The sequence below is a fragment of the Pauljensenia sp. C0170B4 genome (genome assembly GCF_056590235.1).
In genome coordinates this window covers 21,816-32,846 of record NZ_JBWPVS010000011.1, presented here as the reverse complement: position 1 = coordinate 32,846, position 11,031 = coordinate 21,816, and the positions used below count along the sequence as shown (strand labels likewise).

Sequence of the window (11,031 nt, the reverse complement as noted above, 5' to 3'; positions counted from 1 at the left end):
GCCCACGGACACTAACCCACGAGAAGAGAACGCCAAGCCAACAGGGAAAAGCAGCGACTGAGCGGAGGAGAGGGCTAGAGAACTAGAGAGTCTGCACATCTGCTTAGTGACAGGTGGCACTGGTGCTGCATGTACAACTAAGTCGGCAGCATGCCAACATGACAAGACTGCAGCTTGGCCGGCCACAGCACCGCGGCACGCCAGCACAGACGGACAGTGAAAACGTCGAATACAGTGCGGGTAAACCGTCGGCTACAGCGGCCACTCAGTGTTGATGTGCTCCACACGCCCCTTCGAGCGCAGGAATTCTTCAAAATGGATCGCCCATTCACGGTGCGCACGCTTCTCAAAGGCATGGACCTCGGCGCCACTCATGGTCGTGATCTGCGGGTACGCACGAGCGATCGCTGCCAACAGATCTAAGGTCATGGCAACATCAACTTCCGCAGTGTGCGCGTTTTCATCCAGCGGCACCCCGTATGCCGGTGCGAGAATAGCCAACGTTCGTTTGCCCCTTCGATAGCGATTGAGCGCCCGATCCAGCACGAGCGGATCCAGCAACGGCGCGGGTTCGCCCCCTAACCGTTCCGCGAGTGAGCCCGCACCATGACGCCGCAGCTCAGCATCAAGCAAACTCACGTCATACGAACCATTAAACGCAACAACCGGGAAGCCGTTCGACCAGTGATCGACCAGCGCAGAGGCTACCTCGTCAAGCACTTCGACGATCGGGCGGCCATGCTCGCGCGCATACGCGGTCGAAATCCCGTGAACCTCCGACGCCCTCGCGGGAATCTCGATGCCAGGATCGGCCAGCCACGTGCGCACCTCGTCTCTTCCAGCGTCCATCACACCGTGCTCGCGACGTACGAGGGCGGCCGTGACAAGTCGGTCTTCATCGACATTGACGCCGGTTGTTTCGAGGTCAAAGCCAAGCCACGGCTCATTGGTCCACGTCATTTTCTGCTCCTTTTCTTGTGCTGCCCTTGGCGAGCTGATCCACCCACTGACAGGTCGATCTGTCAGTCGCTTAGCTGTGCTGCCTGTCGATGTCCAGTGTGCACTGAAGCGTGGGCATTTGTGAACTATCCCCGTGCTGAGCTGCACTATCATGACAGCGCTCATGTGAATCGAACACTACATCCACCCGGACAGCTAGGATCGAAGTGTGAGCTATGAAGTTGAAATCGGCAGAGGAAAACGCGGCCGGCGAGCCTATTCGCTCGATGACATCGCACTGATCCCAGCCAGACGCACCCGCGATCCTGAGGACGTCAACGTCGGCTGGCAAATTGACGCGTACCACGTGGATATCCCGATCATGGCAGCGCCCATGGACTCGGTGATGAGTCCGAAAACCGCGATCGAGTTCGGCAAACTCGGTGGAATCGGCGTGCTCGACCTCGACGGCCTGTGGACACGGTATGAGGATGCGGACGCCGTTCTCGAAGAAATCGAACAGCTGGATGAAGAACACTCGATTGCGCGCCTGCAGCAGATCTACTCTGAGCCGATTAAACCTGAGCTCATCACTGCACGCCTACAAGAAATTCGCCAGGCCGGAGTGGTAGTCGCCGGTAAATTGTCGCCCCAGCGCACTCAGCGCTACTGGCGCTCAGTGGTCGAGGCAGGTGTGGATCTCTTCGTCATTCGCGGAACCACCGTTTCCGCCGAACACGTGTCCTCTCACCGTGAGCCGCTCAACCTCAAGCGCTTCATCTACGAGCTGGATGTGCCGGTCATCGTTGGCGGCGTGTGCACCACGACCGCTGCCCTGCACCTCATGCGCACTGGCGCAGCGGGAGTTTTGGTCGGCTTTGGTGGGGGAGCGGCACATTCGACGCGCCAGTCGCTGGGTGTTCATGCTCCCACCGCAACGGCAATCGCTGATGTCGCGGCCGCGCGACGCGACTACATGGACGAGTCGGGTGGCCGATATGTGCATGTCATCGCCGATGGTGGTATAGGGCGCTCAGGCGATATGACCAAGGCGATTGCCTGCGGCGCTGACGCAGTGATGCTGGGCGCAGCTCTGGCCCGCGCGGAGGAGGCTCCGGGCCGCGGATGGCATTGGGGCTCCGAGGCCACCCACCCGGATATGCCGCGAGGCCACCGCGCCTACGTCGGCACAGTCGGCTCGATGAAACAGATCCTCTACGGCCCTTCCACCAGGGCGGACGGTTCACTGAACTTCGTAGGCGCGTTGCGGCGCACGATGGCGTCGACCGGATTTTCGGAAGTCAAGGATTTGCAGCGTGTCGAAGTTGTGGTCAGCCCCTATACGCCCTCGTAGCCGCCCGCGGGCCGCCAAGAGATACACGCGCCGCACAGTGGGCGGCCAGCTCCTACGCCCCTCGCAAACGCCTGCGTGTCGTTATTAAGGCCTGCGTACAGCAGGCCGACCCTTGCATAACCTCGTACACCCCTCCGCTGCTTGTTTCAGACAACAGGTATCGTTTCTGGACAGCAAGTTGCCCTCGTCAGTAATTGACGAGGGCGACTGCGTGAGCTCGCCGGGCGAAAAACTCACATGTGAGGCCCCTGAGGCACGGCGAGCGCTCCGCGAAGGAGCTTAGGGATTAGTGTGAGCGGCGACGCGTGTACAGACCTGCGCCAGCGCCGAGCGTGACGAGCACAGCAGCTGCGGCCGCGAGCGGAATTGCGGTTGAGCCGGTGCGTGCCATTCCCGGACGGCTGGCAGCGTACTTCTTGTCGCCAGCATCGGTGCCTTGGCCCTTACCAGTGGTGTCGGGCTTGACCTGACCCTTACCGCCGGCAGGATCGGTGCCCTTTCCTTTGCCTTGGTCAGGGGTCTCTGACGTGGCGACGAATTGATTATCGACAGCCAGCGGCGCGGAATCAAAGCCAAGAGCATTGATCATCGTGTAGTACAGGTCGGACTGGTCGGTGCGACCCACAACGTTCTCAGCACCCGGGCCGGAGGCTGCGACGCGCAGCTGTGCACCGGTGTGTCCCTGGCCGCCGAGAGCCACGTCATCGTCGTTGCTTCCAGCGTTGGCGTAGTTGATCACCATGTCGGAGCCATCGGCTGTGCGCAGCTTGGTGGTGCGGCCGAATGTCTCGGTGCCCCCGCTGGTGATCTGGCTGGTATGCGCGTGATCAGCGGTTACCACAATCAGGGTTGGCTGGCCGCTGGCGGCGACCCAGTTCTGTGCCACCTGGATGGCCTGGTCGAGGTCGTCGAGCTCGCCGATCTGGCCGCATGCGTCAGCAGCATGATCGGCCTTGTCGATCGAGGCTGCCTCCACCTGCAGGAAGAAGCCCTTGTCGTTCTGCAGCAGGTTGATGGCCTTCTTAGTCATTGCTGCCAGTGTGGGGATCTCCGCGGTGCGCTCCGGGTTGAACTCACAGGACTGGGCCGGAAGCGAAGCGCCATCCGTGGTCGGAACCGTCTCGTTGAACATGCGGGGCATGTTGCCGGGGGAGAACAGTCCCAGAACAGGTGCATCCTGGTTGGCGTTGGTGACAGCATCAAGCTCATCGGCGGTGGTGACCACCTGGAAACCGTTGTCCCTGGCGTTGTCGACGACGGACTTGCCGGCAGTCCACTTCGTGGTGTCGCCCCATGTGCCGTCAACCTGAACTGTCTGGTCGAAGGCCTTTGCGCCACCGCCCAGTGTCACGTCAGCGCGCACGTCCACGAGCTGCTCGGAGATCGATCCGAGTCCGCCGTTTTCACGGAACTGCTTCAGGTACTCATCACCCTGGCAGGAGCTGCTGTTCTTGTCGTATTCAGGTCCGTAGCACTTGCGGTTCAGTGCGTGAACGGCAGCGCCGGCAGGTGTGGCGTCCTGGATTTCAGAGGTGGTGACGTTACCGGTCTTGTACCCGGCCGCTTTCGCCTTCTCCATCAGGTTTGACACAGCATTTCCCTGCAGGTCCACACCGATCGCGCCGTTGTAGGTCTTGGTACCTGTTGACCATTCGCTGGCGGAGGCAGCCGAGTCGGTCACGTAGTTGACTGTGCCGTCCTTATTGAGTGCGAAGTGCGTGTAGGAGCCTGTGTAGTCGAGATTGTCGACTCCGGGCAGGCGTCCGTTTGCACCGTACAGGTAGTTGCGCGCGGAGGTGATTTCCGAATCGCCCATGCCGTCTCCGATGAACAAGATGACGTTCTTGGCTTCGCCTTCAGAACCTGAACGCTGCGGGCCGTCTGCACCGTACTGTGAACATTCGCCGGCTGCGGGCACGTGAACCGTGCCGTCCTTTTCAACAATCCTGCAGGTGGTGAATGCATCCTGAGCGGGAACGGGCTTTGGCAGCGTTCCTGTGGGCACTGCGGTGCGGGCGCTGGATCCGTTGCCTGCACTGTTCAGGTATGGGTTCATGTTCAGAGCATTGGCGATGGTGAAGAACAGGTCGGTTTGGTCGGTCTGACCCAGAACATTTTCTTCACCCGGACCGAAAGCAGCGATGCGCAACTGAGCGCCCGTGTGCTGCTGCGACCCGCTGGCATTCGTGCCATACGCGATGCTCATGGTGGAATTGTCAGCGGTGAGCAGGCGCGTCACCGGGGAGACGTTGTCGGAACCATCAGCCACGATCTGGCTTGTGTGAGAGTGATCAGCAGTGACGATGACCAGCGTCTGACCATCCCGCTTGGCGAATTCGAGGGCAGCCTGGGTTGCCTGGTCAAGGCGCTCGGTCTCACCGATCTGGCCGCATGCGTCTGACGCGTGGTCGCGCTTGTCGATGGAGGCAGACTCGATCTGGAGGAAGAAGCCCTTATCGTTGTCCTTGTTCAGGAGTTCGATAGCCTTGTCGGTCATGGCTTCCAGTTCAGGCTCAGTGCCGATGTCCTGCTTCGTGCACTGGATGGCCTCGCCCTTCGCTCCGCCAATCGTGGCCTGTGACGGCGCGAAGGTGGTCGTCATGTTGCTTGGTGCGAAGAGGCCCAGAACAGGGGTATCTTGGTTAGCTACGGTCACCTGATTCAGTTCGTCAGCGGTGGTCACCACCTGGTAGCCATTGTTCTTGGCATTGTCGAGGACGCTTGCGCCCTTCATCCAGGTAGTGTTGTACTTCGCGCTACCGGTCAGGAACGGGTTCGTGTTGCCGGAATCAGCCATGACCTCTGTGTCGAAGAATGATGCGCCACCGCCGAGGGTGATGTCGGCGCGGGTATCGATGAGCTGCTCAGAAATGGAACCCAGGCCGCCGTTAACGCGCTGATCTTCGGGGCACTTCGCTTTCTTCTTGCCGGATGGGGCGTAGCACGAGCGAGCAGTTACGTGAGCGCCCATGACGGCAGGTGTTGCGTCCTGGATCTCTGACGTCGTGATGTTACCGGTGCGCATGCCCTTGTTCTTCGCCACTTCGATGAGGTTGGCGACGGGCTGACCCTTGATGTCAACGCTGATCGCATTGTTGTAGGTCTTCGTGCCTGTTGCCCATGCGGTACCCGATGCAGCTGAGTCGGTGACGTAGTTGAACGAGCCGTCCTTGTTGACCGAGTGGTGAGTGTACAGTCCCTCACTGGTCAGCTCGTCGATTCCTTTGAAACGGCCGGCAGCGCCGACGAGGTAGTTACGAGCAGCGGTGATTTCCTGCTGGCCCATGCCGTCGCCGATGATGAGAATAACGTTCTTTGCGTGAGCGTCAGTGCGTCCCTGACCCTCCACACCGTATTGCGCACAATCGCCCGGCTGCAGAGCAACAACGTTGCCATCGGAGTCGAATGCAGTGCATTGTTCTGGTTTGTTGGTCTCATGCGTCGTGGGGGAGTCGGCGACACCTGCCGCCATGCACAGGGGTGTCAGAACCAGAGCCAGAGCACCGGTTCCACACGCCAGACCCACGCGCCGATTACGACGTGAATGCATCTTCCTGCCTTCATCTGGAGGTGTTACTGGATGTTCTTCGCTGCGCACGCAAGGAAAGGCAGAAGCGTAACGACGAACTATCTGTAGCAAAGCAGCCCAACGCAACAGTTCGGTGACACCGTGTAACAGAAAGGTAAACACTTCAAAACTATGCAGGTCACCAAGTGCCGCCTGACGAATCTGATGACGCTATCATTCAAGAAAGAACGCTGGTCTCGCGTCCAGATGCCGTCTGTTCGTGGCGGTCTGGACCCCTCGACCGTCGACGATGATTGATCAATCACATGCGGTGCGCGCGGTCAAGGGTGAGATGACTGAAAGGACATGAGATGCCGGTTCGTCGCAAGCGCGCGTCAATGGCTGATGTCGCCAAACTTGCGGGTGTTTCCCCGCAGACCGTTTCACGCGTCTCAAACGGCGAACCCTACGTTGTCGACGACAAACGCCAACGAGTCTTCGAAGCGATGAAAGAACTGGGATACAGACCCAACAGTGCGGCACGCGCCATGAAACGCGGCTCGTTCGACACCCTGGGAGTGGTGTACTACTCCCTGCATGACGTTGGGAACTACCGTTCCCTTGAAGCCATTTCAGAGGCGGCAGCTGAGCGCGGATACGCCACCACGTTGATACCGCTTCAGGCGTCGACTCGGCGCGCCACTGACGGCGCATTCACCAAACTCGGTGAGATGACTGTGGACGCTGCCATTGCCATTATCCCGTCACAATTCCAGGATGACGCGGCTCTCCACCTGCCGCAGGGCATCCCCTTGGTCGTCCTCGGCCCACGCCTGTGGGACGAGGCAAGCGCCGTTGACTTCGAACAAACGTCAGGCGTAAGCGACGCCATGCATCACCTGATTGATCTGGGACACCGGCGCATTGACCATATCAGCGGACCGACGGACTCCTATTCCGCGCAGGCGCGACGCCGCATCTATGAAGCGGTACTGTCCGAATCTAAACTTCCAGCAGGACGCATCTGGCGCGGTGACTGGAGTCCGCAATCGGGCTATCAGGCGTGCAGCGCGTTGCTTGAAGCGGTGTGTGAGAAGCGCACAGACATGCCGACCGCCATCTTCGTGGCCAACGACCAGATGGCGCTGGGAGCATTTCGCGCCCTGCTAGAACGCGGTCTGCGCGTTCCCGAGGACGTTTCGCTGATCGGTTTTGACAATATTGACGAGGCAGTGGAGTTCCCGACGCCGCTGACCACAGTCATTCAAGACTGGGACAAAGTGGGAGCCAATGCTGTTGACCTTGCTATTGAGATGCTCAACGGTGGCGCACCGACACTGCGTTCAGTCCCAACTCGCCTCATCGTCCGCCAGTCAACGGCAGAGCCAGGTGGACAAGGCCGCCCTCGTCAATAGCCTGTGCGCGACGGAGGAGCAAGCGTGCTCGGGCAGGTACGATCCGCGCGACGGCAGACTGTGCGAGGCGCTTCACCGACAGTCCCACGAAAGTCCCTCGCCGAAGCGGGCAATATGACGGACAATAGGAACGACATAGTTTTCCACCCAAGGAGCTTTCATGACTGAATACCGTATCGAGCACGACACGATGGGTGAGGTTCGCGTCCCCGCCGACGCACTCTACCGCGCGCAGACGCAGCGAGCAGTGGAGAACTTCCCGATCTCGGGTGAGCGGCTGAACTCCCACCACATTGCGGCTCTGGGCGAAATCAAGCGCGCAGCGGCGCTGGCCAACCTGGAGCTCGGCGTGATCGACCAGGAAACGTCGGATGCCATCGTTGCCGCCGCCGATGAGGTCATCGCCGGTCAGCACGACGACAACTTCCCGATCGACATCTTCCAGACCGGCTCGGGCACGTCGTCAAACATGAACACCAACGAGGTGATCGCCACGCTGGCAACCCGTGCCTCCGGTAAGGAGATTCACCCGAACGACCACGTCAACGCCTCGCAGTCCTCCAATGACGTGTTCCCCTCTTCGATCCATATCGCCGCATATCAGGCGGTCGTTGAGGTGCTGCAGCCAGGACTGAAGAAACTGCACGCCTCGCTGGACGCCAAGGCGAAAGAATTTGCCAGTATCGTCAAGTCGGGACGCACCCACCTGATGGATGCCACACCGATCATGCTGGGCCAGGAATTCTCCGGATATGCAGCACAGATCTCGCACGGCCTGGATCGCATTGAAGCAGCGCTGCCCCGCCTGGCTGAATTGCCGCTGGGCGGTACGGCCGTAGGCACCGGCATCAACACGCCGGAGGGCTTCTCGGCTCGAGTGATCGAACTGATCGCGGAGCACACCGGCTTGCCATTGCGCGAAGCAGACAACCACTTCGAGGCTCAGGCCGCTCAGGATTCGCTGGTCGAACTGTCGGGTGCGCTGCGCACGGTTGCTGTGTCGCTGGTGAAGATCGCCAACGATCTGCGGTGGATGGGCTCCGGCCCGCGCGCCGGTATTGGTGAGATTCACCTGCCCGACTTGCAGCCAGGCTCCTCAATCATGCCCGGCAAGGTCAATCCGGTTCTGCCTGAAGCAACTGTGCAGGTTGCCGCTCAGGTCATTGGCAACGATGCGGCAATCACGTTTGCCGGTTCGCAGGGCAACTTCGACCTGCTGGTGATGCTGCCCGTGATGGCCGCCAATCTGCTGCAGTCGATCAACATCGTGGGCAACGTGACGGCAGTACTGGCCGAGCGCTGCATTGACGGCATCGTGGCGGACGAAGAGCGCTGCCTGACGCTGGCGCAGTCCTCACCGTCAATCGTGACGCCGCTGAACCGCCTGATCGGATACGAAAACGCTGCCAAGATCGCGAAGCACTCCGTCAAGAAGGGCCTCACAGTGCGTGAGGCAGCCCTTGACCTGGGATTCGTGGAGCGTGGTGAGCTGACCGAAGAACAGCTGGACAAGGCTCTGGATGTTCACTCAATGACCGGTTCATTCTGATTCGTTGGTGAATCACACTGACTGAAGTCAGGAACGAGGGCGGCTCTGCTGAGTCGCCCTCGTTTTGTTGTCTGCGCGGCAGCTGAATCGCCGAGTGGTCGCATGCAAGCGACCACTCGGCAACACCCCCGGCACCATCTGGCGTCATCCCGGTACTATCCCGGCAGCATCAGGAGACGGTACTGTGTCCGATGAGCATGACGAAGCGCCATGATTTCTCGCGCCTGCCCTGCGAAAGGATTAGCATGGAACGCGTCCTACCGACAGGTCAATTACCGTGCGGGTCTTGAGGAGAACACGTGCCCCCAACGAATCAGAAAGTGACATTCCAGCAGGCACGAGCAGCCCGCCTGGCTGTCGCCGCGCTGTTCTTCACGAACGGTGCCCTTTTTTCGAACCCGATACCCAGGTACCCTGAAATCAAAGACATCTTCGCGCTGTCTGATTCAATTTACGGTCTGACCATCGCACTGTTCCCACTGGGAGCAATCTGCGCAGGACCACTGGCGGGAGCGTTCATCCGCCGCTTTTCATCCGCTCGCACAGCATGCCTGGGAACCGTGGGGATCGGTGTATTCCTCTCAATCGTCGGACTGATCGCCACGTGGCGCGCATCCCTTGGCGCGCAGGCAACCGGAACAACACTGGCCACTGCCGTCTACATACTGTACGCCGTCATGTTTTTCTCTGGCGGCGCGTTCGACTCCGTGACCGACGTGGGACAAAATGCCCACGGCCTGCGTGTACAGAAACTCTATGGGCGTTCCATCATTAATTCCTTCCACGCGGCGTGGTCCATCGGTGCAGTGGCTGGCGGCCTCATGGGCTCCCTCGCCACCTCGCTGCACATTCCGCTGGGCTGGCACCTGACCGGCTCATCACTGATCTTCATCATTGTCGGATTCACTGCGTACCGCTTCACCCTTCCCGGCAGCGATGACGTACCGGAGCGTATCGAACGCATCACCGACGCCGAATCAATGACATTGTCGGGACGCACAACACCGGGAGGCCCCGATATCGCCAGTGACCAAGCGGAATCAACTCAGACGCAGCAGGTACGTCCGGTGGCCATCAGCACTCTTGTTGCCATCACAACGCTGACATTCCTGTCGATCTCAGGAACGCTGGTTGAAGACGCCGGAAACGCGTGGTCCGCTCTGATTATGCGCGACTATCTGGGGATCCCCGGTGGAGCTGCAGGACTCGCGTTTGTCGTGCTGCTCTTCTCGCAGGCCATCGGCCGAATCGTTGCTGACAAGGTGATCGACGCGATCGGTGCGCGCGGGACGAGTTTCATAGGCGGTGCCATGGTGCTTGTCGGCGGTGTTGTTGCCTTCGTCTACCCGCATGTGGCCACGATGATCCTCGCGATGGTTCTTGCCGGTGCGGGATGCTCGGCAATTGTGCCAATCGCCATGAACGCGGCAGACAACATTCCCGGGATGAAAACAGGTAGTGGCCTGACAATCGTGACGTGGTTGATGCGCTTGGCGTTTCTGCTGTCGCCGCCGATCATGGGCATGATTGTTGAAGCTACTTCGTTGCGGGCAGTCCTGGCCGTGCTTGCCGTCAGTGGCGCATTGACATTGGCGACGGCGTGGATCATTGCCCCTCGCGATCGACGAGGGCGACTGAGCTAAGCCGCCGCACTTCCAGCGAAGCGCCTGTGCCTCGCAGTGGGCAGCAGCGCTGGGCGCGGCTCAGTCAGAGTCAGAATCCACGTCAGATTCTGAAGCCACAGCTGCGCGTGCCGCAGACTTCGCTCCAGCACGCGCCAACCATTGCACCAGTGCAGCGGTGAACAGACCCATGCAGATCAGGATCAGGACAAAAGAAGAAAAATCGTCGCCCATAAACAACAACGTCATGATGATTGCAATGGAGTGGACGGCACAGATGATACCGGCGGCACCGACCAGTGGCCACGCTGCACGATGAGCGGCACGCCATGCTCCTTCGCTGACGCGCGCTTCTTCAATCGGGATACCCCACGATGATCCCATGGGGAGGTCAGGGCGTCGAATACGCCGGGCCTGGTTGATAAGGTAGCCGCCGGCAGCCAGCAAAATAGCCGCGCTGACCCACGCGAAGATGGTGAAAACAGCTAGAGCCATGTCTCCGTACTTTCTGTATCAATGCGCAGGGCAGCGATCACATCTGTGCGCAGCACCATCGGTTCATCGTTCCTCCTCCGAATATCAGAGGAAGGGAATCCGGTCACGCCCCGAGGAGCCAGATCCGAGAGGAATACCTCAGACATGTC

General features: G+C 60.0%; 8 protein-coding genes. 4 read left to right on the top strand and 4 right to left on the bottom strand.

Annotated features, from left to right (window positions below; all coding sequences use genetic code 11):
* Window positions 1-252 precede the first annotated feature (252 nt).
* On the bottom strand, window positions 253-960 hold the full coding sequence (locus AC1EJ1_RS10315; RefSeq protein ID WP_070724876.1) for an exonuclease domain-containing protein: 708 nt from the start codon (window positions 958-960) through the stop codon (window positions 253-255).
* Between the two features lie 208 nt (window positions 961-1,168).
* On the opposite strand from AC1EJ1_RS10315, the gene AC1EJ1_RS10310 reads away from it, so the two are divergent.
* Window positions 1,169-2,293, top strand: a complete 1,125-nt coding sequence (locus tag AC1EJ1_RS10310; protein ID WP_058237114.1) for a GuaB3 family IMP dehydrogenase-related protein — start codon at window positions 1,169-1,171, stop codon at window positions 2,291-2,293.
* A gap of 286 nt (window positions 2,294-2,579) precedes the next feature.
* Here the strand turns inward: AC1EJ1_RS10310 and phoA are convergent, their stop codons facing one another.
* Window positions 2,580-5,843, bottom strand: a complete 3,264-nt coding sequence (phoA, locus tag AC1EJ1_RS10305) for an alkaline phosphatase (RefSeq protein WP_480295840.1) — start codon at window positions 5,841-5,843, stop codon at window positions 2,580-2,582.
* 329 nt (window positions 5,844-6,172) lie between these two features.
* Between phoA and AC1EJ1_RS10300 the strand changes: the two genes are divergently transcribed.
* The 3 genes from AC1EJ1_RS10300 to AC1EJ1_RS10290 all read left to right on the top strand — a co-directional run bounded on the left by AC1EJ1_RS10300 (window position 6,173) and on the right by AC1EJ1_RS10290 (window position 10,408).
* Entirely contained in the window at window positions 6,173-7,216 is a 1,044-nt protein-coding gene (locus AC1EJ1_RS10300) for a LacI family DNA-binding transcriptional regulator (protein WP_480295838.1), read from the top strand.
* Window positions 7,217-7,376: 160 nt separating this feature from the next.
* Window positions 7,377-8,765: a class II fumarate hydratase gene (locus AC1EJ1_RS10295; protein WP_480295837.1), complete on the top strand. Its 1,389-nt coding sequence runs from the start codon at window positions 7,377-7,379 to the stop codon at window positions 8,763-8,765.
* A 299-nt stretch (window positions 8,766-9,064) separates the two neighbouring features.
* The gene (locus AC1EJ1_RS10290; protein ID WP_070724890.1) at window positions 9,065-10,408 is read left to right on the top strand and encodes an MFS transporter; all 1,344 of its coding nucleotides are present in this window, start codon (window positions 9,065-9,067) and stop codon (window positions 10,406-10,408) included.
* Window positions 10,409-10,468: 60 nt separating this feature from the next.
* On the opposite strand, the gene AC1EJ1_RS10285 is transcribed toward AC1EJ1_RS10290, so the two are convergent.
* Window positions 10,469-10,882: a hypothetical protein gene (locus AC1EJ1_RS10285; protein WP_070724894.1), complete on the bottom strand. Its 414-nt coding sequence runs from the start codon at window positions 10,880-10,882 to the stop codon at window positions 10,469-10,471.
* The gene (locus tag AC1EJ1_RS10280; protein WP_157886380.1) at window positions 10,873-11,028 is read right to left on the bottom strand and encodes a hypothetical protein; all 156 of its coding nucleotides are present in this window, start codon (window positions 11,026-11,028) and stop codon (window positions 10,873-10,875) included. Before AC1EJ1_RS10280 ends, AC1EJ1_RS10285 begins: the two co-directional genes overlap by 10 nt.
* Between the last annotated feature and the right edge of the window lie 3 nt (window positions 11,029-11,031).